The sequence below is a fragment of the Photobacterium indicum genome (assembly GCF_003026215.1).
Lineage (GTDB): Bacteria > Pseudomonadota > Gammaproteobacteria > Enterobacterales > Vibrionaceae > Photobacterium > Photobacterium indicum.
In genome coordinates this window covers 455,170-478,220 of the sequence record NZ_PYOC01000003.1, presented here as the reverse complement: position 1 = coordinate 478,220, position 23,051 = coordinate 455,170, and the positions used below count along the sequence as shown (strand labels likewise).

General features: G+C 40.9%; 17 protein-coding genes and 1 riboswitch. Of the genes, 5 read left to right on the top strand and 12 right to left on the bottom strand.

Annotated elements, in window-relative coordinates; all coding sequences use genetic code 11:
• Together btuD and C9J47_RS12450 are read left to right on the top strand one after the other, a co-directional pair.
• Positions 1 to 762 carry a vitamin B12 ABC transporter ATP-binding protein BtuD gene (btuD, locus tag C9J47_RS12460; RefSeq protein WP_006232260.1) on the top strand — a complete coding sequence of 254 codons (762 nt, stop codon included), beginning with the start codon at positions 1 to 3 and terminating at the stop codon, positions 760 to 762.
• A 596-nt stretch (positions 763 to 1,358) separates the two neighbouring features.
• Positions 1,359 to 2,102 carry a DsbA family protein gene (locus C9J47_RS12450; protein WP_107253895.1) on the top strand — a complete coding sequence of 248 codons (744 nt, stop codon included), beginning with the start codon at positions 1,359 to 1,361 and terminating at the stop codon, positions 2,100 to 2,102.
• A gap of 289 nt (positions 2,103 to 2,391) precedes the next feature.
• Here the strand turns inward: C9J47_RS12450 and C9J47_RS12445 are convergent, their stop codons facing one another.
• The 10 genes from C9J47_RS12445 to C9J47_RS12400 all read right to left on the bottom strand — a co-directional run bounded on the left by C9J47_RS12445 (position 2,392) and on the right by C9J47_RS12400 (position 17,528).
• Positions 2,392 to 3,561 (bottom strand): MalY/PatB family protein, encoded by a 1,170-nt coding sequence (locus C9J47_RS12445; protein WP_107253822.1) that lies wholly within the window; start codon positions 3,559 to 3,561, stop codon positions 2,392 to 2,394.
• 27 nt (positions 3,562 to 3,588) lie between these two features.
• The gene (gene nhaC / locus C9J47_RS12440; RefSeq protein ID WP_107253821.1) at positions 3,589 to 5,052 is read right to left on the bottom strand and encodes a Na+/H+ antiporter NhaC; all 1,464 of its coding nucleotides are present in this window, start codon (positions 5,050 to 5,052) and stop codon (positions 3,589 to 3,591) included.
• Positions 5,053 to 5,216: 164 nt separating this feature from the next.
• Positions 5,217 to 6,224 (bottom strand): LacI family DNA-binding transcriptional regulator, encoded by a 1,008-nt coding sequence (locus tag C9J47_RS12435; RefSeq protein WP_107253820.1) that lies wholly within the window; start codon positions 6,222 to 6,224, stop codon positions 5,217 to 5,219.
• A 183-nt stretch (positions 6,225 to 6,407) separates the two neighbouring features.
• Entirely contained in the window at positions 6,408 to 8,093 is a 1,686-nt protein-coding gene (locus tag C9J47_RS12430) for a methyl-accepting chemotaxis protein (RefSeq protein ID WP_107253819.1), read from the bottom strand.
• Between the two features lie 396 nt (positions 8,094 to 8,489).
• Positions 8,490 to 10,148, bottom strand: a complete 1,659-nt coding sequence (locus tag C9J47_RS12425) for a putative transporter (RefSeq protein ID WP_107253818.1) — start codon at positions 10,146 to 10,148, stop codon at positions 8,490 to 8,492.
• 514 nt (positions 10,149 to 10,662) lie between these two features.
• A complete protein-coding gene (locus tag C9J47_RS12420; protein WP_107253817.1) occupies positions 10,663 to 11,370 on the bottom strand; it encodes a TSCPD domain-containing protein in 708 nt (235 codons plus the stop codon).
• 20 nt (positions 11,371 to 11,390) lie between these two features.
• Complete coding sequence (locus C9J47_RS12415) at positions 11,391 to 13,541, bottom strand: adenosylcobalamin-dependent ribonucleoside-diphosphate reductase (protein ID WP_107253816.1); 2,151 nt, start codon at positions 13,539 to 13,541, stop codon at positions 11,391 to 11,393.
• Between the two features lie 438 nt (positions 13,542 to 13,979).
• Entirely contained in the window at positions 13,980 to 14,996 is a 1,017-nt protein-coding gene (locus tag C9J47_RS12410) for a porin (protein WP_107253815.1), read from the bottom strand.
• A gap of 290 nt (positions 14,997 to 15,286) precedes the next feature.
• Positions 15,287 to 16,363 carry a porin gene (locus C9J47_RS12405; RefSeq protein ID WP_107253814.1) on the bottom strand — a complete coding sequence of 359 codons (1,077 nt, stop codon included), beginning with the start codon at positions 16,361 to 16,363 and terminating at the stop codon, positions 15,287 to 15,289.
• 541 nt (positions 16,364 to 16,904) lie between these two features.
• Entirely contained in the window at positions 16,905 to 17,528 is a 624-nt protein-coding gene (locus tag C9J47_RS12400; protein ID WP_107253813.1) for a thiol:disulfide interchange protein DsbA/DsbL, read from the bottom strand.
• Positions 17,529 to 17,704: 176 nt separating this feature from the next.
• Between C9J47_RS12400 and yegD the strand changes: the two genes are divergently transcribed.
• Positions 17,705 to 19,057 (top strand): molecular chaperone, encoded by a 1,353-nt coding sequence (gene yegD / locus C9J47_RS12395; RefSeq protein ID WP_107253812.1) that lies wholly within the window; start codon positions 17,705 to 17,707, stop codon positions 19,055 to 19,057.
• Positions 19,058 to 19,155: 98 nt separating this feature from the next.
• On the opposite strand, the gene C9J47_RS12390 is transcribed toward yegD, so the two are convergent.
• Positions 19,156 to 19,458: a high-potential iron-sulfur protein gene (locus C9J47_RS12390; protein ID WP_107253811.1), complete on the bottom strand. Its 303-nt coding sequence runs from the start codon at positions 19,456 to 19,458 to the stop codon at positions 19,156 to 19,158.
• A gap of 380 nt (positions 19,459 to 19,838) precedes the next feature.
• Here C9J47_RS12390 and C9J47_RS12385 point away from each other — a divergent pair, with 380 nt between their 5' ends.
• Together C9J47_RS12385 and C9J47_RS12380 are read left to right on the top strand one after the other, a co-directional pair.
• Complete coding sequence (locus tag C9J47_RS12385; RefSeq protein WP_107253810.1) at positions 19,839 to 20,492, top strand: HAD family hydrolase; 654 nt, start codon at positions 19,839 to 19,841, stop codon at positions 20,490 to 20,492.
• Between the two features lie 312 nt (positions 20,493 to 20,804).
• The gene (locus tag C9J47_RS12380) at positions 20,805 to 21,215 is read left to right on the top strand and encodes an ester cyclase (RefSeq protein WP_107253809.1); all 411 of its coding nucleotides are present in this window, start codon (positions 20,805 to 20,807) and stop codon (positions 21,213 to 21,215) included.
• A 91-nt stretch (positions 21,216 to 21,306) separates the two neighbouring features.
• Here the strand turns inward: C9J47_RS12380 and C9J47_RS12375 are convergent, their stop codons facing one another.
• The gene (locus tag C9J47_RS12375; RefSeq protein WP_107253808.1) at positions 21,307 to 22,698 is read right to left on the bottom strand and encodes an alanine/glycine:cation symporter family protein; all 1,392 of its coding nucleotides are present in this window, start codon (positions 22,696 to 22,698) and stop codon (positions 21,307 to 21,309) included.
• A gap of 82 nt (positions 22,699 to 22,780) precedes the next feature.
• A riboswitch (glycine riboswitch) is annotated at positions 22,781 to 22,896 on the bottom strand.
• Positions 22,897 to 23,051: the final 155 nt, after the last annotated feature.

Genomic DNA, 23,051 nt, shown 5'->3' with positions numbered 1-23,051 from the left:
ATGATTCTTGATGCGAAAAATTTGGCTATGCCACCTCGGTTATTACCCGTTTCATTTACGATTGATGCGGGTGAAATTGTGCATTTTATTGGGCCAAACGGAAGTGGTAAAAGTACCGCTATTTCGATGTTATCGGGTTTATTCGAAGGGCAGGGTGAGATTACTTTCATGGGGCAGCTATTGTCTGACTATGATTTACCATCGTTAGCTCGAATGCGTTGTTACCTTTCTCAGCAAGATCGCCCAGCGTTTTCGGTAGCAGTTTACCATTATTTAGCCCTATCGTTATCGGCTTTGAATAACCCGCAGGCAGACCACGTTCAACACGCGCTAGATGAAATTTGCCAAGCATTAAATATTACCGATAAATTAAATCGAAATATCCAAACGCTTTCTGGCGGAGAATGGCAACGTGTTCGTCTTGCTGCTGCTTGTTTACAGGTATGGCCCGCAATAAACCCCGAAGCTACATTGTTAATATTAGATGAACCTGCAGCAGCATTAGACATTGGCCAAGAAGCCGCGATGTATAAGCTGGTTCGACGTATGGCTGAACAAGGTATTGCCGTTGTGATGGCCAATCATGATCTGAATCGTACGCTGCGAGAAGCAGACAAAGTACTGTTATTGAATAATGGATCGTGCGTGGTGAAAGGGAAACCATCTGATGTGATGACTGTAGAGCAGCTTGAATCTACGTTTGCGACGCAAGTTCAGCGTATTGAGCATGAAGGGCGGAGTTGCCTGATTTTTAATGACTAGGGCGTGTCGAATAAAACTGTTCTACGAATAAAATGAACTAATAGAGAGAGTGTTATTCTAACTATACCCAAGTAGTCAGAACGTAAGGTTAAGTTAATTCATCATGGTTTCTTTTTCTCTCACACATAATGCGCTTAAGCAACGCGTGACAAGTTTTGTCATCTTGCTTGTGATGATGCTTTTAGTGTGCATGAAATCTGTGCCATCATCTTCGATTAATCAAACCAATGATACTTTTTCTGCTGTATCTTCATCAGTACCCACAGGCACATGTCAATTACTTGATCACCTTGTTAGAAGTTGCTCTGAAGTAAAAACAGACAACTATTTAGCCGTAATTCTACTCTCATTTTCCCTGTTACTTACGTTATGTATGGCGTGCCGTTTCTACTTGCATTGGCAGCCATGTTCTCCTGCATTACCTCAATATCGCACCCACTTACATAATTGTGTTTTTCTGGAGTAACCCCTGAAGTAATACCAACCAAAATAAGTGTTTGTTCATTTTTGCTGTGCAAGCTTGTGATCATCTACTTATCCAGATTGGTGTAAAAAATGAATTAATACGTTCTTTATTATTACTACAGGATTTTATTGTGAAAAAACTTTCATTAATTGCAGCAGCAGTTTCAGCTGTATTATTTGTGGCAGCTATACCTGCAAAAGCAGCACCTTTGACATCAGATCAGCAAGATAATCTAGTTAAGATTGAATCTATTTTGGAACAAAAGCCAGAATTGATTGATGGCTTATTAACCAGCCTAAATATGTATATTGACCAAGAAAACAAAACAGCAGTGACGTTGAAGAAGTATCATGATTGGTTATACAACAACCCTGATTTAGCTGCATTTGGTACAGATAATCCCAAGCTAACTATTGTCAACTTTACTGATTTTAACTGCCCGTACTGCAAGCGTTTAGATCCTGTGTTACAACGTTTAACTGAAGAGAATCCAGAAGTACGGGTGGTGAATGTTTTTGTTCCTCTGCAACAACGAGAGGTTGTGGGTATTGATACTAATTCAGCACAGTACGCATTGAATGTTTGGAAGAATGACCCAGATGGCTACATGAAAGTGCATGATTATTTAATCAGAAAAAATGGTCGTCATGATAAGTCATCGTTAGAGCGTGTAGCACAGGTAACGAAAACTCAGATGTTGCTCGATGCCTCGAATACATTAAAGCCAACCATTGATAAGAGTTACCAAATATTCAGTGAGTTGGGTCTAAATGGCACACCAGCCATGCTGATTGGTGATCAAATCTTACCGGGTTATTTACCTTACGATCAGCTAAAGCCGATCGTAGAAGAGGCACTTAAGAAACTTAGCTAATAAAGCTGGCTGATAAAACTACCTAATACACTGATCATGAGTGAGCGTGATTATGAGTTAAGCACGATAGACTTAAGGTCTGAAATGATTTTCAGACCTTTTTTTGTTTCAAGTTTTGTCTTATCAAAGATGTCTGAATTGTGATGCTATCAAGTGAAACTATTTACAGGTGCTACTGATGCAAGATGGAGCATTGCGAAGTTAGGTGAAGGGAACTGAATATGAAAAATGGCAGCTAAATTAGCTGCCACCTATAACGGTCTTACTTACTTGAACAGACTCGACTCTATTAGCTCAGTGCTTGCTTCATTCGTTGACAGGCTTCAATGAGCGTTGCTCTTGGACAGCCAAGGTTAAGGCGGATGAAGCCTTTTCCATCTTCTCCAAATGCAATGCCCATACTTGGTACAATGCCAGCGCTGACCATCTGCTTTTCTAATTGCTTATCATCTAAACCTAATTGACGACAATCAACCCACGCCAAATAACCAGCTTCCGGCTGTTGAAATTTCAGCATCGGTAATTGAGTGGCAATAAACGTATCAAGGTACTCAATATTGCTTTGTAAGTAGTTCTTTAATTCGTCTAACCATTGCGCCGATGTTTGATAAGCTGTCGTTGCCGCGCACATTGCCATGCTGTTATATACATCCATACCGTGTGAGTCTAAACGGCGTGTAAACTGGCAGCGTAATACTTCATTTGGAATCATGAAATTAGATATACGCATTGACGATAAGCCAAATGTTTTACTCGCGGCTGTCGCCACCACTAGTTGCTGTTGTAATTCACTTGGTAACGATAGGGCAGAGAAGTAACAATGATTTGGCATGGTTAAATCGCCCCAGATCTCATCACTTAATAGCCATACATTGTATTTTTTGCATAGCTCAGCAACCGCGATCATTTCGCTTTCAGACCAAGCACGGCCAACAGGGTTATGCGGATTACACAAAATCATTACTTTAGCACCGCTGCTGAAGCATGACTCGAGATGGTCTAAATCCATGGTGTAATAACCATTATTTTTGAGCAATGGATTTTCAATTATATGGCGATCATTCAGCTCTGTAATTTTACGAAATGAACCATAGCCTGGTGTTTGCATTACGACGCCATCACCAATCTGTGTGAGCATCTGAATGATGATAGACAAGCCAGGTAACACGCCATGCACAGTAGTAATCCATGATTGCGGTAGCGTGATATTGTGTCGAGTCTTGTACCAGTTAATAACGGCTTGGTAGTACTCGCTATTGCGTTCAGCGTAGCCAAATATACCGTGTTCAATGCGCGTGTTTAATGCTTCTAGCACCGCTGGTGGCGCTTTGAAATCGTAGTCTGAAACCCACATTGGTAGTAGCCCGTCTTCATGTAATCCGAGCTTTTGTTCCATGAAATCCCATTTCAATGAACCACTATTATGGCGATCATTTACTTGATCAAAATGTGTAGTCATTGCGTTTACCTTATTTTGCTTTTTAATTTATTTAACGTCAGCAGGAGACATATTGACGGTTTGTTCTTCTGTACCGATAGGCTTCGCTTTAGCGATACCAAAGCCAGTGAAACCGTAAATAATCGCGAAGATAACCCCGGTGTAGCACTGAACTGCCCACGGTAAATAATCAAGTGTTGGTACATCTAATGTACTTGCCATGTAGATACCAGCAGCAGTCCATGGAACCAATGGTTCGATGATCGTGCCTGCATCTTCTAATGTACGAGAAAGATTTTTGGTGTCTAAGCCCATCTTGCGATAAGCGCCTTGGAATAATTCCCCTGGAATTAACAGTGCAAGCTTGCCATCAGATGTGGTGAACACCACTGTAATGGTTGCAATAACGGTAGATAAAATTAGCTGACCCGTAGTGCGAATCAGGTGTAAGAAGCGACCAAGTACAACATTAAGTGCACCTGTAAGGCTCAAAATACCTGCAAAAGCGAAAGCACAAAATACCAGTAAAATAGTGCTCATCATCGAGAATAAGCCACCACGGTTAAGCAGCTTCGCAATGTCTGGTACTAGGCCATCGATAGCATGACCATTATCACTTAGCATGCTGATGTTAAAGCCATCAACGTATGCTTGAAAACCTTGCTGTAGGCTAAACCCTTGTACTGCCATACCCAAACCAAGCCCTAACGCAGAAGCGGTTAGCATAAGAGGAAGAACGGGTTTTTTAGTTACAGCGCCCCAAAGAATAAGAACAGGAGGAAGGGCTAATATAATGTTCAGGTTATAAAGGCTTTCGATACCGGTAAGAATATCGATAACTTTTTGAGGTTCGCTGACATTGGCGACATCACCATGTTGACCTGCAATAAAGAACACGATTGAGGCAATAACAAAGCCAGGAATCGTGGTGTAAAGCATGTGTTGGATATGTTCGTAAAGGGTCGTGCCTGATACAACTGGCGCGAAGTTGGTTGAATCAGAAAGAGGTGATAGTTTGTCACCGAAGTATGCGCCAGATACCACCGCACCTGCAGCAGCAGCGAGTGATACATCAAGCCCAGCAGCAACACCCATTAAGGCGACGCCAACAGTACCCGCAGAGCCCCAAGATGTACCCGTACATACAGATACTACCGAAGTTACGAAGAACGCAGCAATCAAAATGTACTCAGGACTAATGACTTTTAAGCCCCAATACACCATGAAAGGAATCGTACCACTTACCATCCAGCTGGCAATTAAGCCGCCCACTGAAACTAAAATCAAAATAACAGGCATGGCTTTCGCTAATTTTTCAACGATAGCCCCCATGATGTCATCCCAGTTATAACCCATTTTATAGGCTATCCCGCCCGTGAAAACGGCAGAGATAAGTAATAGAGGTTCGATGCGTAAACCTAGTATGCCGTAGCCGATCACGAGTAAGCCAAACATAACAGCGATAGGTGCAATCGCTAATGCTAAAGTTGGCAGAGGCTTATTATTCGTCATTGATTTGTCCTCTTAAAAAGTAAAGTCGTACAGAATTTTTTATAATCGTAGGTTGTTTCAACGTCGCCATAATAAGAGGTACACACTAGGTAAAATGAGACTTATGTATCCGTTTCATGTAAGCGGTTACATGAGATCTTCACATTTGAACTTGATCACGGTTTTTAAGCTTGTCGGGGTATAGAAACACTTTGGCGGCATACTAAATTGGCATCAAATAGGTTTGTTGAAGGTAAAATATTACTTTGCTCACGTAGCTGTAAGGCTAATTTTGCGGCATGTGTCGACATCAAATCGATCGGGTTATGCATAGTAGAGAGGCGAGGGTAGAGGTAGCGTGCAAGTAGCACATCATCAAAGCCGATAATGGAATAGTCATTTGGGATTTTATAGCCTTGCTCATACAAGCTTGCCATTAAGCCGGCTGCCATTACATCATTGAATGTGACAACGGCTGTTACTTCAGGGCATTGCTTGATCAGAAGCTTACCTGCGGCTTCTCCACCTTCTTCACTAAAGGGTTGGTTGATAACCCAATTGGGCTGAATGGTGAGATTGGCACATGCCATTGCTTGGCGATAGCCTTCAAGTCGTTCTGTTCGATCCTCAATAGGCAGATCACTGGTAACGCAAGCAATTTTGCGGTGACCCGATGCGATCAAATGGTCGACGGATTTAGCTGCTCCTGCACGGTTATCGACCCAAACTGCCCGATGAGCAAGCTGAGGAATAGTACGGTTGATTAATACCATGGCGGGTAGTTGAGCGCTGTAACGAAGCAGTGTCGCGTCATCCAGCATTTTTGAGTGTACTACCATGGCTTCACAGCCTTGGCTGATCAGAAAGTCTAAACCTTCTTTTTCTCGTTGGGCATTATGACCACCGCTGACCACAACAAGCTGACAGCTTTGTGAACGCGCGACTTCTTCGACACTTTTAGCGATTAATGCAAAGAATGGGTCGGCAAGATTGCCGGTTAATAAGCCGAGGGTGTTGTTAGAACGACTTGCTAATGCTGCAGCCCTAGCATCACGGTGGTAATTCAGTTCTTTCATTGCTTTTTGAACGCGTTCTTGGGTCACGGGCTCAACATATGTGGTGTTATTAATTACTCGGGAGACTGTCGCAGTAGAGACGCCAGCCAGTTTTGCCACATCTTTAATCGTTGCCATAAAGTTGTTTATTTATCGTGATACTAAAAGTTGCGGCAGTTTACATAGATTATCAGTGCAAAAATGTTAGTTGCATCAAATGCTCGATAGAGAGGGTAGATGTTGATTTTGGCAGGCTTGAATATAAAAATGGCAACCTAAGGGCTGCCATTTAATGTGAATGAATATAAATAATTGATGTATTTATACTTTAAATTGCCCAACCAAACTTTTCAGCTCACTACCAGCATGGTTAAGTTCATTAACTATTTTTTCAGAGTCGCTGCTCGAATGAATTAAATCGGTCACGATATCTTGTATAGAAACCATATTACGATTGATTTCATCGGTGACCGAACTTTGTTCTGTTGCAGCCGTCGCGATTTGACTTGTCATGTCATTAATTGATTCAACAGCGCCCGTAACAGAAGAAAGGCTATCTGTAATTAAATTTGCAGCATCCACTGCTTCAGTACAGGTAGATTGACTATGATCCATCGACGTTACTGCCTGGGACACTAATCGATGCAGTTCATCTAACATTTCTTTTATTTCTTTGGTGCTTGATTGAGTACGGCTTGCTAACCCACGCACTTCATCTGCAACGACAGCAAACCCACGACCTTGCTCGCCAGCCCGTGCTGCTTCAATCGCTGCATTTAAAGCGAGTAGGTTAGTTTGCTCTGCAATTTCACCGATTACTTTTAATACATTATCGATTTTTTGTGATTGCTGGTTTAACGAATGAATATGTTGTGCTGCCTGATCGACTTCTTCAACTAATGCAGTGATTGAAACAACAGATGTATCAACGCGTTGCTGGGCGACGATAGAATCTTGGCTTGCATCACTGGTTGCGCTTGAAACTTCATTCGCATTCATTGCTACTTCACTTGCTGCTGAGCTCATCTCAGTAACAGCAGTGACAACTTGTTCTGTTTCGTTGTTATGTTCTTGGAGCTGGCGAGTAAGGCTGGCTGTTTGGTTGTGAATATTGCCCGCAGCACCGGATACTTGATCGGTTACTGTGGAGACTTGTCGGATGATATGTTGTAATTTTGTGGCAAAGCGGTTGAATGCGTTGCCCAGTTGCGCAATTTCATCATGGCCATTGATATCAAGGCGGCGGGTTAAATCACCTTCACCGTCGGCAATATCATTCAAGGTTTCAACCATATTCTGTACTGGACGTATAATACGATTTGCAGTGAAAATGATCGTAAAGATCGTCAATAGACTTAAAATACCAGAAGTGAGTAGAACAATATTAAAACGCTCATTCATTTCATTTTTAGCTGTTAACTGGTACTCAGAGACTTCGTTATTAATATCATCAATGTATACTCCTGTACCGATAAACCAGTCTGTATTTTTGATTGAAGAGGCGTAACTGAGTTTAGGCTGTGGGGTAGGATTGCCGCTTTTCGGATGAACATAGTTGACGAACCCCCCACCTTGTTGCGCGGCTTGGTACAGTTTCTCAAGAATTTTGACGCCGTTCGGATCTGTCATTCCTCGATGGTTCTTATCTTGTTTCTCCGGACTTGCGGCATGAACAATGTTGTTGCCATTCTTGTCATAGATAAAAATGTAGCCGGTATTGTTAATCGCAAATCTCAACGGAAGTAGCAGCTCCCGAATTTGTTGAATGGCTTGCTTTTTATCACTATTGGCGGCGAGGATATTCTCAACAGCATGTTTGTTGATGTTAACTGCATCTTTAAGCTGACTTTTTCGTTCGCTAATTAATTTATTATTGAAGTGTTCGACTTGTTCATCTAATGCTTTGTTTTCTAAATTAAGAACAATGCCAATCGCGACACTCATGATAATAAACACTGGTAGCAAGCTGAGCAGTAATAATTTGCTCTTTAAATTGAGTTTGTTCATAATTATATGGACCCTGTTTCATATTTGTATTTATAATGGTTTTGCTCTCTTCTATATCTTTAATCTATGTCGGCAGGGCGTGTTGAAAGTTTACTGTTTAATACTGTTTTTATGATAGCCATTTTATATGTGTGGTTATTCTGATGCCTGTAAATTCGAGTATTTATATGCGCTTAATTAGGCAGTCAATACATTATGTCTCTTCAGTAATATTTACTTCCTATTAAAAACGTGATTCTGCTTCTGCTTATGAAAAAATTACAATTAGGTTAATGTTTAAATTAAAATACAAATAAATATTCAAATTAGCTTCTGTATTGCAATAAAAGTATAAAAGCCACGTATTGTGGCTTTTATATTGAGGCATCTTGGTTTAAATGATTTATTTAATATGCATTAAACTGCCCATAATAATAAGGCGAGTATTTGTGGTGATAATATTCTTAAACACATCACTAATGGATAGACTGTTGCGTACGATAGCGCTGAAGCCCCACTTGTTGGATGTAAGCCATTGGCAAAAGCAAGAGCTGGTGGATCGGTCATCGAACCCGCAAGCATGCCACAGATAGTAAGGTAATTAAGCTGCCCCACAATACGTGCTAAAAAGCCGACAGTAAGAAGAGGCACTAAGGTGATAACAATACCGTAGCCCATCCAACTTAAACCGTCACCGTTTATGAGTGTATCAACAAAGCCACCACCAGACTTTAGCCCAACGACAGCAAGAAATAACACAATCCCTATTTCTCGTAATGCCAAGTTAGCACTGGGTGGCATAAACCAATATAACTTACCAATACTGCCTATACGAGCAAGTATGAGTGCGACAAGTAACGGTCCACCTGCTAAGCCAAGTTTAATTGCGGCTGGAAACCCCGGTAAATAGAAAGGAATCGACCCCAATAAAACCCCTAAACCAATACCCACAAATACTGGCAGCATTTGTACCTGTTGTAATTTTTGATGGGCATTACCCACAATACCACTAACAGATTCGATGGCTTCTTGGCGCCCAACAAGGTTTAAAATATCACCAAATTGTAATGTCGTTTGGCTTGTCGGTACTAATTCAACACCTGCTCGGTTTAAGCGCGATACCACAACGTCATATTTTTCTTTGAGATCAAGGTGGCTAATTTTTTTGCCCAAAACGATTTCATTGGTTACCACTAATCGCTGAACCCTTAGATCTGTACCTCGGGTTGATAGTGATGCATCTACAACTTCACCAATCACTAATCGTGCTTTTTCGAGGGCGTGTTTAGCGCCGACTAAGTGAAGCAAGTCATTTGTTTCAATTCGCGTATCAGGGCGGGGAACATGCAATTTCTCGCCTCGTTTTAAGCGTGAACAAACAATGTCACCCTCAGTTAATGCTGGTACATCTTTAAGCTGCAAACCGTTTAAGTTGGGATTACGAATAGCAACGTTAAGGGTGTGTAAGTTTTGTTTTTTATGACCGTTCTGAACTTCAAACTCTTCCGCTTCTTTGTCAACATTGACATGAAAGGCCAGACGTAAAATCCACATGGTTAATAAAATCCCACAAATACCAAAAGGGTACGCAACGGCATAGCCCATGCCTGTTAGGTCAAGCATACCCTCTTGTGCACCAAGTTCAGTGAGTATCTGCTGACCAGCACCAAGCGATGGGGTATTGGTGACGGCTCCCGAGAAAATACCGAGAATAACAGGTAAAGGAACATCAAATATTTTATATAAGCCGATAGCAACAATGCAGCCTAGTAAAACGATTAATGCAGCAAAGGCGTTGAGTTTAAGACCAGAACTTCGTAGTGAAGCAAAGAATCCGGGTCCTACTTGAATACCAATTGTATACACAAACAGTATTAACCCGAATTCTTGTATAAAGTGCAGGGTATGTGAATCGAGAGCAACGCCCCATGAGTCAGTAAAGTGACCAACAAAAATGCCGCCAAACAGCACCCCGCCAATCCCTAATCCAACACCACAAATACGCCAATTCCCAATCCATAAGCCCAGCACTGCAACCAGCGCTAATATGCTGATAGATAGTGCAATATCACTCATAGTGAGTCTCCTAGCTTTTATGAAACAAAATCGTTGCGATAGTTATTCTCCGAAAAAATCGGTAAAAAAGTCTGCGCCAGGGGTAGTGAAGAGGAACTCGGTAAGGACAGATTTCACTTATGTGAAAGGAGTGAATAGGGAGTTGATGCCTACAGCTGGTGTATCGGCTTTTCAATTAATGAACTGACGGCCTATATTATTTATGTTTTTATCATTATTAGATAAGTCAGTTTAATTGTTTTATTAATCAATAACATCTCGCTTACTATATCTATAATTCATATTAATAGCGCATATTTATCATACATTTAAGTGCCTAGGCTGATAATTGTGCAGTTAACCAAGATAAAGACAGCAATGGTTATGGCTGTGTTGCATCTCTGTTTTGTTTGTGTTGCGCCATGGCGGTTGGCTGGGGATTAGCGTTGAAAGGGATGAATTATAATGATAGATAAAAAAAGGGGCGTAGGCCCCTTTAGTGTAGTGATTATTTCTTATAATACGATTAAGTATATTAACCGCATTTAGAGTCGCCGCAATTTAAGCAAGTCTGGCAACCATCCTTGATTATCATCGCTTTAGTGTGGCACTTGTAGCACAAGGTAGCACTTGGCGGAAAACTGCCGTTACTTTCAGATTCAGCGTCTTCTGCAATTTTCTCTTCAGCTACTTTGCCTGCAAGCTCTGCTTTTTTAGCGTCTAAAAATGCTTTTTGGTGTACATCCACTTCAGGCACACCCATCATGCCAATTTTCGTTAAGTGCTGTTCGATAATATTACCGATCTCAGCAATTAAAGAAGGTACATATTTGCCTTTATTCCAGTAACCGCCTTTTGGATCGAACACTGAACGTAACTCTTCCACTAAAAAAGTACAGTCTCCACCTTTACGGAATACAGCGGACATAATACGTGTTAGAGCAACAATCCACTGATAGTGCTCTAAGCTTTTTGAGTTAATGAAAACCTCGAATGGGCGACGTACTTCATGCTCTGTGCCTTCATTTAAAACCACATCATTGATGGTAATAAACAAAGAATGTTCAGAGATGTGCTCTGGCGTTTTCAGCTTGTAGGTTGTGCCTAAAAGAATGTCAGGTCGAGGCATGTTTTCATGCATGTACTCAACAATCTCTTCAGGTTGTACTGGCTCTGCCTGTACTTCTGGCTCTTGGCTTTTAACTTTAAAGCCAACGATTTTACTGCTAATTTTCTGAACCATGAGTGTATAACCTTTCTAACTTAATACTTACCGTAGTAACCTTCTTTAAGCGCATCGTAAAGATTGGCTGCGGTGTGTGTTTCACCGTCGTATTCAATCTCTTCGTTACCCTTAGCTTCAATTGTTGAACCGTCTTCTAAGTTGAAAACGTACGTTGTATTTTCAAGGTCGCTCTCTTTTACGAGTACACCTTGGAATACTTCAGGATTGAAGCGGAAAGTAGTACAACCTTTCAAACCTTTATCGTAGGCATTCATGTAAATGTCTTGAAAGTCTTCGAAAGGGAAGTCTGTTGGTATATTGGCGGTTTTGGAAATTGAAGAATCAATCCAGCGTTGAGCTGCTGCTTGAACATCTACATGTTGGCTTGGTGTAATATCATCTGCGGTAATGAAATATTCTGGCAGCTGAGTTTCTTCATCTGTGCTGTATGGCATTGCTTTGCTATTCACTAGCTCGCGATAGGCAAGCAACTCAAAGCTATATACATCAACACTTTCTTTTGTTTTTTTACCGGTAACGATAACATTACGGCTGTAGTGATGGGCAAAGCTTGGCTCAATACCGTTACTTGCGTTATTCGCTAAGGACAATGAAATAGTACCCGTTGGCGCAATGGAACTATGGTGGGTGAAACGTGCCCCAACTGTTGATAATGCTTCTATCAGCTCAGGTTCAATTTCAGCAACTTGCTGCATGTAGCGGCTGTACTTGGCATGCAGTACTTTACCTTTTATTTTATCACCTACCTTGATGCCATCATCTGCCATTTCTGGGCGCTGACGTATCATTTTGGCGGTAATGGTAAATTCTTGCTCCATGACTGGCGCTGCGCCTTTTTCTTTGGCAAGGCTTAGGGCTTCTTTCCAACCCGTTATCGCAAGCTCTTGTGCCACTTGCTCTGTAAAGGCAATCGATGCTGCGCTACCGTACTTATGCTTTAGCATGGTTGTTGTAGAGCCAAGCCCTAAGAAACCCATACCGTGGCGACGTTTATGCATAATTTCATGACGTTGCTTTTCAAGTGGTAGCTGATTGATTTCTACAACGTTATCTAGCATGCGTGTGAAAGTAGCCACTACACGACGGAAACCATCCCAATCAAATGCAGCGGTATCCGTAAATGGGTCGCGGACAAATTTTGTTAGGTTAATAGAACCTAAAAGACACGCGCCATAAGGTGGTAGAGGTTGTTCACCGCAAGGGTTAGTGGCACGGATCTCTTCACAGAACCAGTTGTTGTTCATCTGGTTTACTTTATCAATCAGAATGAATCCTGGTTCAGCATAGTCATAGGTTGACGTCATGATAACGTTCCATAACTTGCGTGCAGGCAAGGTGCGGTAGATTTTACATGCAACTCGACCGTCTTTGTCTTCCACTAAACTTTCAGTCAGCGGCCAATCTGTCCACGTGATTGAAGAATCAGTATGTAGGTCGAGGTTATCTTGCTTCGCTTCTTTTACTGTTATCGGAAAGACAAGGCTCCAGTCTTCATCGTTCTTAACAGCTTGAACAAATTCTTCAGAAATTAAAAGTGATAAGTTGAATTGGCGTAGGCGACCATCTTCGCGCTTAGCACGAATGAAATCGATAATGTCTGGATGGCGGATATCCATGGTGCCCATTTGCGCACCACGACGACCACCTGCTGAAGACACGGTGAAACACATCTTGTCATAGATATCCATGAAAGACAGTGGACCAGACGTATAAGCACCTGCACCAGCTACAAAAGCACCACGTGGGCGAAGTGTCGAGAAATCATATCCAATGCCACAACCTGCTTTTAAGGTAAGACCCGCTTCGTGAACCTTACCTAAAATATCATCCATCGAATCTTCGATAGTACCTGATACTGTACAGTTAATGGTCGAGGTAGCAGGCTTGTGTTCAAAAGCACCTGCATTAGAGGTGATACGACCAGCAGGGATAGCACCGTTACGCAGTGCCCACAAGAATTCGTTGTACCAATGTTCTTTGACTTTATCTTTTTCTAAATCAGCTAACGCGCGAGCAACACGTTTGAAGGTATCATCCACAGTCTCATCAATAGCGATTCCATGCTTAGTCTTGAGACGATATTTACTGTCCCAGATCTCCATAGAGGTAGATTGGTATGCAATATCGATTGCTTGAGATACTTCAGAAGCTGTTGAGGTTTTCGCCATTATGAATGCACCTTTATGTTTGTTGTAATTCAAGCACAACAGACACAGTTTAATGCGTCATCCAGACTGCATTATGTGTGTTTAAGAGCCAATACGTGGTTGTATCTTATGTTGAGGCGACAGATGAAAACACAATATATGATGATCTTCTAGTCTTGACAGCCACTATATCTGCGATTGTAAGTATAGTGTTACATGAAACGATCGGCCTTGTTTTTTCATTGTTTGATAACTGTGCCTTGCCGATAAATGGCAGAGGGAATAATACAGAATGTCGAGAGGAAAAGGTGTGATTAGAAGAGTTTTTTGAAACAAAAAATATAATATTCAGACGAGATAAAACAGATTAAAAAAGCACTCAGTGTGAGTGCTTTTATTGTGACATATGACTCAATGTAGCAGAGCAGGACTTAAATTTTGTAGTTAAATAAAACAGTCTTAGAAGCCGTAGCGTAAACCAAGCTGTAATTCATCTTCATCATTATCTCCATCGCCACCTTCACCTTCATCAAGTAAATTGAACTTATAGCTGCCAAAGAGAGCAACATTGCCCATATAGCGCGCATATTCAATACCAATGAAGTCGATTTCTAACGCGGTAATGTCATCGGCTGAATAGTAATTATATGTCATGTTGACGGTGTTATCGCCAAATGAGTAACCTGCGTACAGGTCTACAGCATCAAAGTCAGAGTCTTTAATTAGTCCTCTTGAAATGTTTCCTCCTTGGTACATGGCTGCCAGCCAGATCCCATCATTGGCATATTTAGCGGCTAGTAGGTAAGTATCAGATTTGTCAGTATCATTTAATATATAAACATCAGTTTTATGTGTTTGATCACTTGCCGCATAACCTGCTCCGAGTTCTAACCCGATAGGTAGTTCATAGGCAACAATCGCACCATAACCATCACTTTGGCTATCTGAATTAAAATTGCCGTCAACTTGGAATGTTAAGCCGTAGCTGGTGGTTGTCGCGTAACGGAGCATATTTTTAGCTCGGTCAGCTGTTGCCACGTTATACTCGTTGGTGTAGCCACTGAATGTTTCGGCGACATCCGTCCAGTCGGTAAGGTAGGTTACGGCATTTACTTGGTGACCATAAAAAATATCGCCAAAACTGGTTTCTGCACCAGCATATAAGTGACGTGTATTCATTGCTACATCATCAGAGCCGCCATCTGTTTTTTCTGTCAGCTCAAATTCATATTTACCGACGAAAGTAATGTCTGAATTATATGTTTGTTTGCCATCGACAGTTAAACGAACGCGAGATTTATCTTTATAGCTACTGTCATTGGTAGTTGTTTTATTTGCATCTGAAATATTACCGCGAACCTCTGCTCGACCTCCTACATTAAATACTGTGTTGTCATCTTGATATACTGTTGCTGCTGAAACTGGAATTGATACGGTTGCTGCTGCCACTGCGATGGCAATGAATTTCATATTCATTTTTGTCATCCCTTAACTAGAATAATTTTGTTACTCCTCGAAGCGTTCACGGCAAAAAAATGCTATTAACTTCGTGAAATAAACTCTAGTCCGGATGTTTATAAAAAGGTAACCAGAATCACGTAAATATTTAAGAAATAAGCATTATCGTGCGTGATGGTTGGTTTGTGCATATATAATTTGAAATAATGGTTTGATGAGCTAGATTTAAAGGCTGGTAATTAAAAAAGGCACTCAAAAGAGTGCCAAAATAAAGCAAAAAATAAAAAGTGGATTCGGTTTTCTATTGCTTAGAAGTTGTAACGTGCTAGCACTGCAAATTGATCAGCACCTGAATCGTTACCTAAGTTATCTTTATCTGTTACGCCTAACTTATATTCAGCCGAGAAAATCATGCTACCAGGTGTCCATGCTGCACCAATTAGACCATATGAGTATTCTGCTTTACTGTCATCATCTTCTAGACCGTTGTAACCACCGTATACTTGGTACTCACCACCGTTAACTAGATAAGCGGCGATGAATTCGTAACCAGTCGCATTTTCAGCTACGCCACTAACACCTGCTTTATTAGTTACACCGCTAAGGTTGCCGTTCACACTTGTGTGGTTTTCGTACTGACCGTATTGGCCCGCAACATAAAGCATATCTGACTGGTATAAAGCACCTAATGTCCATGTTTTATCGTCGGCTTGGCCTTCATACTTTGTAAGGCTGTATGCACCACCAAGACTTATACCGAAATCAAAGTCGTACGATAGGGCACTTTGCAGGCCGTACTCACGGTGTGTCGTAGTAGTTCCGACATCGATATCATCGCCTTCAAATTGGTACTGCACACCAATATTTAGGCCATTAATGGATTTACGGTAAGATAATGCCTCATTTGCACGACCTGTACCTGAATCACCGTGACCATCTTTGTTTGCACGGCCATCGTACGTACCAGACGCTTCACCACCGTAGATCCAGAACACATCCGTCCAAGCGGTGATGTCGTAGTACGTTGACCATTGTTTACCCAGTGTAATTGTACCCACTTGCTCGTTAAGGAAGTACACATTGCCTAAACGGTTGCTGAAGTCTTGGCTGCCACTTGCGAGTGCATCGTAGCCCCATTCTGCTTTAGCACCAGCTATCCAGCCTGGAACCATTTCATGCTCAAAACCAAAGTTAATACGTGAACTGTTGTTTTCCAGCTTGGTTGTACTGTCTTGGTCATTCACACTTTCTGTATACTCAGCACGAACAGCTAAACGACCACCGATGGTCACTTTAGATGCACCATCTTGGTACACAGTTGCTGCTGAAGCTGATGTTGAAACTACTGCTGCTGCCACCGCTAATGCGATAATTTTCTTATTCATTATTATAATTCCTTTAAATATTCATGTTGTTACGGCATTTACTCCAAATGCGTAAAACTATTTAAAGCGGAAAAAGCAACACGCGTAAGTAAAATCTTGTAAAGAAAATGTAAATTTTAGGTTTCATGAGATTTAGAGGTGACTTATTAACTTTAATTCAACATGTTATGGCTACTATGCCATCTGTTTCACAGGTGTTAATTCTTCTAAAATTAAAGAATTATTTAGATGAAAATGTGAAAAATAATTATTTTATAACAATGGATTAATTAATTATTATTGATGGTTGAGTCACTAGTTAAGTAACTGTGATGTAGCTCTCATGTGTTATTAATGTGTTAGGTGTGTGCTGTACCTGTGTTTTATGTGTGGTGATTTATTAGATTTCATGTAGGTATTACTGTGTCAGGGTATAGACGTTTGAAGGTTATTTTCTTCGCATTGTGTATAGATGTAAAAAAGCCAGCATCAATAATATGCTGGCTTAGGTGCTTTAACACGTACTGTTATCTTGTCACTTTATAAGTAAGGTATAACAGTATTAGTTTAGCGTTGTTAGATACTTGATGGTGTTTGCCATATCGTCCAAACTTTGGTGCGCATCGCTTTGTACGATATATTTACCATTCACAATAAATGCCGGAACGGACGCTAATTGTGAGTTTGCTACGATAGACTCAGCTTCCGTCATTTTTTTATACACTTGTTTGTGTTGTTCTTCACTTAGGCCATAAGGGCTAAGCAGATTATTTGACGTAAAGATTTCTTCTAAGATTACTTTCTTTTCTGCTTCGGTTGCCGTTTCTGGCGTTTCTTGCGTGTAAGCGAATAATTGTTCCATCAGCTTATCACTAGGCTTACCATTTGTCTGAATAGAGGCGGTATAAAAAATATAAGCTGCGACCTGTGCGCTTTCATTAAACGTCACATGTACTTTATCTATATCTACGCCTGCCATTTTCTTTATCTCTGGCAACATGGTTTCCATGCTACGGCAATGCCCGCATGAAAGAGAAAATACTTCGACAACCATCGGCATATCGGAGATCGGCGTTGATATTTGCGTGTACTTATCACCTTCTTTAGGGTTGTTAGTGTCGTTGCAACCCACTAAAGCGACCATGGTAAATAGTAAAGCTAAAGCGGGTTTTAAATACTGTTTCATAGTTAATCTGTCTGTCTGGTTATTTATGAAGGGGTGATTATGCCTGTTCGTGCAAAAAATAACTGATTTTAAATCAAATTTGAGCATTATCTCGTTGAGATATTCAGTCAAAGCCTCTTGGTATTATAGATAAATCAGTATAAAATCGCCGACCTTTTTCTAAGTGGAGACTCGGGATGTACATCGGATTTGATTACGGGACAGCGAATTGCTCAGTTGCAATGATGGAGCAAGGGCAGCCACGTATGTTGCCGTTAGAAAATGGCAATCAGTACATACCATCTACTTTATGCGCACCAACTCGTGAAGCCGTTAGTGAGCATTTATATCGTCACATGGGTATATCTCCGCTTAACACTGTCGGTGAGCAAGTACTTCGTCGCGCCATTGCAATGAACCGCGAAGAAGATATTCGTGTTGAAAAAGGGGATTTACAGTTTGGTCAGGCTGCATTGGATTTGTATCTTGAAGATCCTGAAGAAGTGTATTACGTAAAATCTCCCAAATCTTTTCTTGGTGCTAATGGGCTACGTGATGTACAGATAAGCTTTTTTGAAGATCTTGTTTGCGCCATGATGAGTAACATTAAAACCCAAGCCGAGATGACGACTCAGAAAATAATTACAGATACCGTTATTGGGCGACCTGTGAATTTTCAGGGTACTGGCGGCGAACGAGCTAATGAGCAAGCAGAATCTATTTTAACGCAAGCGGCAAAACGGGCTGGGTTCAACAATATTGAATTTCAATTTGAACCTGTAGCCGCAGGTTTAGAGTTTGAAAGTACGCTAACGGAAAATAAAACTGTGCTGGTGGTTGATATTGGTGGTGGTACAACGGACTGTTCATTGATTGAAATGGGCCCTGATTGGTGTGGTAAAGCTGATCGTACCGATAGTTTGCTTGCACACAGTGGTCAACGTGTTGGTGGTAACGATTTGGATATCCATTTAGCCTTTAACCAATTAATGCCATTGTTTGGATTAGGCAGTAAAACGCTGCGTGGTATCGATATGCCAATTAGCCAATTTTGGAACCCTATTGCTATTAACAACGTTATCGCCCAAACAGATTTTTATAGCTCTGCAAATATTCGTACGTTAGATCAACTTCGACGTGATGCGTCAGAACCTGAAAAGCTCAAACGCCTGATTCATGCTTATCACGATACGCTAGGCTACCATATTGTAAGAAAAGCAGAAGAAAGTAAGATTACCTTATCGGAAGCAAAAAGCAGTCAGGTACAAATGCATATTTTGTCTGAGTTGCTAGAAGTCTCTATTTCTCAAAGTCAGATGGCTGACGCAATTGAAACGCCAAAAGCCAAGATGAGTGAATTGGTGACTGAAGCCGTAAACCAATCGGGTAAAAAGCCAGACTTAATCTATATGACTGGCGGTACAGCGCGCTCACCGATATTACGTGCTTGTATTGAGCAACAATTACCCAATGTACCCGTTGTTAGCGGCAGCTATTTTGGTTCTGTAACGGCAGGTTTAGCACGCTGGGCTGAACATTGTTTTCGCTAGAAGTGATTTATATAGTGTGAATGCTGAATGAAGCGATAGCCTTTTATTAGAAATAGGCTATCGGCCTTCGGCTTTCTTATTTGGGTGATTAACTATTGTTACGCAGGCGCAAACGCAGAACACCAGCCTGTTGCTGAAACAAGCTTGCCAGGGAATACACCACAAGGGCGCCATTCATCGCCGTCATTACCTTGAATCAGTAAGCAGCCAGAACAATGCTTGCTGTCGTCAGGTGATTTATGAACATATTTTAATGCAGCGGCTTGTGGATCATCTTCAGCGAGGTGAGGAATATCTGCTGCATGTACTGGTTTGATTAAATCCGTACCACCAAGAGTGACACCGATTACGCCACCAAGTCCAAGTTTTAGAAAACGTCTACGTGTAGGGTGATTTTTCATGGATTATCCTTTTTAACGACATTACTTATCTAATAATATTTTTTGCGATTTTCTATTTTTTTATGACGTTACTTTAACGCTCTGTGATTTAAACATTAATACGAGTTAGTAGGGATATCAGTTCATAAGTTTGGAATGAATTATGCGATCTAGCAAAGTTATCTTTCTTAATTGTCCACATGATCACGTAGTTTGTGTAATGGATTTCATTTTATTAGACCAGAAGAACGCTATTTGTTAACAGTAAGCATTTGACTAAAAAGGGATTGATCATTTTATGAGAAAACACAGATTGTATCAATTCTTAACTTGCAACATCTTGTTTACAAGCGCATGCTGTGCGCGCGATACCACTAGACAAAACAGTAAAGGTAGAGAAAATGAACTTATTTCTTTTAGATATAGATGGCACTTTGGTTGATTCTGATGAAATTGATCAACATTGTTTAACGCTGGCAATTGAAGATGTTCTGGGTATCTCTACTGATGGTAATTGGAGTCAATATCAGAAAGTCACGGATTCTGGCATTATAGATGAAATATTATTAAAGAATAATATCAGTGAAAGTCGTTCGATTATTCATCGTAAAGTTGAAGCGCGCTATTTAGAATGTATACGTGAATACTTAAATAACAATCCGTCAGAAATGCATGAAATTAAAGGTGCAAAGAAGTTTATTGATCAAATGCAAGATCGTGAAGATACGCATATTGCGATTGCTACGGGGGCGTGGGAATCTGCTGCTAAATTGAAATTACAAGCTGTTGGTATTGATACATCAAATATAACATTTACATCCTCATCTGATGCGATGAGCCGTACTGAAATTATGGCACTTGCAGCATTCAGGGCAAAACAAGATACAGGTGAAATATTTGATCGCCGTGTATTTTTTGGCGATGGTGAATGGAATAAAAATGCCACCCAAGAGCTAGGTTATGATTTTGTAGCGGTGGGTACAGGTGTTAAACACCATACTCAGATACCTAACTTTACGCATTACCAATCCGTTTTTTCACAATTATCGCTGTAAAACGTTACTACCGAACGATATTCGGAACGATGCTTATTATATCTAAGTAAGTGTAATAATTGACCATCATCATTGAATGTATACGTATAAGTGATGATGGTAGCTCGCCTCTAACCCTCCTGCATTTAGTTTTCTATTCCGTATTAACCTTTGATGAAACTTATGAGCAACCTTGCAGCATTTTTGTGATTTTGAGTCTAATCTTGTAGTTGTGTCAGTAAAACAAATTATTAACATATAAAAATGCAATAAACTTCGCTTATTTTTTCGTGAGGGGAGGGCACTTCGAGATTTTTGCATTGGAGGCTGTATATGAATAAAGAAGAATGGATAAATGGCTGGTTTAATGAAGTATGGGGAAAGGGCAATGCTCAGTTGCTGGCTGAGTGTGCGACGAATCCTTTTAATTTTCATACTTCAGGAGGACGAAGCTTTTCACTGACACATGAAGATTATCTTTCCTTTGTCAATATTTGGCAGCAACGTTTCAATAATGTTCGTTTCACTATTTCTCAAGTTATTACGGAAGAACATAAAACGGTGGCACTGTACCAGTGTGAAGCCACATATCATGGTGGTTGGATTAAAATACCGGGAAAGAACCAGAGTGTGAAAATGACAGGAATGGTGCTATTTCAAATGAAAGATGGACTAATGACTGATTGCTGGTTAGAAGACAGTAGCTTTGATTTATACCAACAGCTGACGCGCTATTTGGAATGATTAGTGATTAACATGAAGGTGAAGCACAAGAACTTCAGAACAGGTGAGTACCAGAAAATCTCTCGGCTTACCTTCATGATAATGTGTAATGTTATAAAGCGTGTTGTGTTTTTTTGGCTGTTAGTGTTTTTAGCTGCTCAAAGTAAATATTACTTTCTGAAATAACAACACCACGTAACAAGACTAAACCAATCAAGTTAGGTACAGCCATCAAGCCATTTACAATATCTGCAATTAGCCAAATCATATCCAGCTTTAAGAACGCGCCACTTGCCACTAATACCAGAAAGACAATTTTATAAGGTAGAATTGCTTTAACACCAAAAAGGTAAGTAATGCAGCGTTCACCATAATAGTTCCAACCAATGATGGTGGTAAACGCAAAGAACATCAGCCCTACCGATACCATCAATGGTCCCCAATACGCTGAATCTAAACCAGCAGCAAACGCATAGGTTGTCATTGCTGCACCAGCATACTCACTCTGCCATGCACCCGTAACAATAAGTGTAAGTCCTGTCATGGTACATATGATGATGGTATCAAAAAATGTACCCGTCATTGATGTTAACCCCTGACGAACACATGAATCTGTTTTCGCAGCCGCGGCTGCAATAGGTGCACTTCCAAGCCCCGATTCATTTGAAAACACACCGCGAGCAATACCTGATTGTATCGCAAGCATGATACCTGCACCGGTAAAACCGCCAGCTGCAGCATGACCAGTAAATGCTGAGCTAATCACTAAAGCGACGGCTTCAGGTAGAGCGTGCATTTGAGTCGTTAATACCAGTAGGCAAGCCAAAATATAGAAACCGGCCATTACAGGTACAACCTTACTGGCTACACTCGCAATCGATTTTATTCCACCAAGTGTCACCGTTGCCACAAGTAATGTTAAAATCACAATGGTGTATTCTTTGGGTGCTTCAAAGGAAAGGTAAGCAGCATCAACAATCGCATTAGCTTGTGGGAATGTACCAATACCAAAACATGCAACACCGAGGGCGAAAAAGGCAAAAAGTTTGGCCAGTGTTTTACTGCCGACGCCTTTTTCTAGGTAATACATTGGGCCACCGATCATTTGACCGTTAGCATCTTGCTCGCGATATTTCACCGCCAACAGGCATTCTGCATATTTAGTTGCCATACCAAATAGGGCAGCTAGCCACATCCAGAATAGTGCACCAGGTCCTCCCATTTTGATTGCTGTTGCAACGCCAACAATATTACCAGTACCAATAGTGGCGGAAAGGGCAGTGCAGAGTGCGGCAAAGCTCGATACATCACCATCACCTTTCGTACGATGTTTAGTTGAAAACACATAACTAAGTGCAAGAGGTAAGTAACGAATTTGGATAAAACCAAGACGTATTGTTAGATAAAGACCAGTACCGACTAATAAGATCAGTAGTGGCGGTCCCCAAACAAGGTTATCAATAACTTGAAGTGTATTTTGTAGCGTATCATGTAGCGGATTCATTATTCCTCCTTTTAAACTTCAAAGGAAGAGACATAGAACAACAGAAACAAGTGTGTACAGAAATAGTTTCTGGGCTGTTGATCTTATCTCCTCTGTCCTTTTGCCTGAGAGTTTCACTTTCCATGCATGTTAAAACAGCAAAAAGGAAAGCTTGCTCCTTCGGCGCCCGATTTAACGGGTCTCTCCAGAGGCTCCTCCAATAACAGTCCATACCGGATACCTTGTGAAAGGTATGTAATCCAGTGCCTGAAAGATTAACGTCTTGTGTTTGAACAGTAACAAACGGTTAAGAGCGCTTACTTCTTCGGCGGGCTTATACTCGTATCAGAATGATTCTGCTAGCGAATAATATG

Coding starts and splice junctions, on each gene's coding strand:
- C9J47_RS12380 (WP_107253809.1), top strand. CDS start 20,805: ATGAATAAAGAAGAATGGATAAATGGCTGGTTTAATGAAGTATGGGGA.
- C9J47_RS12410 (WP_107253815.1), bottom strand. CDS start 14,996: ATGAATATGAAATTCATTGCCATCGCAGTGGCAGCAGCAACCGTATCA.
- yegD (WP_107253812.1), top strand. CDS start 17,705: ATGTACATCGGATTTGATTACGGGACAGCGAATTGCTCAGTTGCAATG.
- C9J47_RS12390 (WP_107253811.1), bottom strand. CDS start 19,458: ATGAAAAATCACCCTACACGTAGACGTTTTCTAAAACTTGGACTTGGT.
- btuD (WP_006232260.1), top strand. CDS start 1: ATGATTCTTGATGCGAAAAATTTGGCTATGCCACCTCGGTTATTACCC.
- C9J47_RS12385 (WP_107253810.1), top strand. CDS start 19,839: ATGAACTTATTTCTTTTAGATATAGATGGCACTTTGGTTGATTCTGAT.
- C9J47_RS12430 (WP_107253819.1), bottom strand. CDS start 8,093: ATGAACAAACTCAATTTAAAGAGCAAATTATTACTGCTCAGCTTGCTA.
- C9J47_RS12405 (WP_107253814.1), bottom strand. CDS start 16,363: ATGAATAAGAAAATTATCGCATTAGCGGTGGCAGCAGCAGTAGTTTCA.
- C9J47_RS12425 (WP_107253818.1), bottom strand. CDS start 10,148: ATGAGTGATATTGCACTATCTATCAGCATATTAGCGCTGGTTGCAGTG.
- C9J47_RS12445 (WP_107253822.1), bottom strand. CDS start 3,561: ATGACTACACATTTTGATCAAGTAAATGATCGCCATAATAGTGGTTCA.
- C9J47_RS12415 (WP_107253816.1), bottom strand. CDS start 13,541: ATGGCGAAAACCTCAACAGCTTCTGAAGTATCTCAAGCAATCGATATT.
- C9J47_RS12435 (WP_107253820.1), bottom strand. CDS start 6,224: ATGGCAACGATTAAAGATGTGGCAAAACTGGCTGGCGTCTCTACTGCG.
- nhaC (WP_107253821.1), bottom strand. CDS start 5,052: ATGACGAATAATAAGCCTCTGCCAACTTTAGCATTAGCGATTGCACCT.
- C9J47_RS12400 (WP_107253813.1), bottom strand. CDS start 17,528: ATGAAACAGTATTTAAAACCCGCTTTAGCTTTACTATTTACCATGGTC.
- C9J47_RS12375 (WP_107253808.1), bottom strand. CDS start 22,698: ATGAATCCGCTACATGATACGCTACAAAATACACTTCAAGTTATTGAT.
- C9J47_RS12420 (WP_107253817.1), bottom strand. CDS start 11,370: ATGGTTCAGAAAATTAGCAGTAAAATCGTTGGCTTTAAAGTTAAAAGC.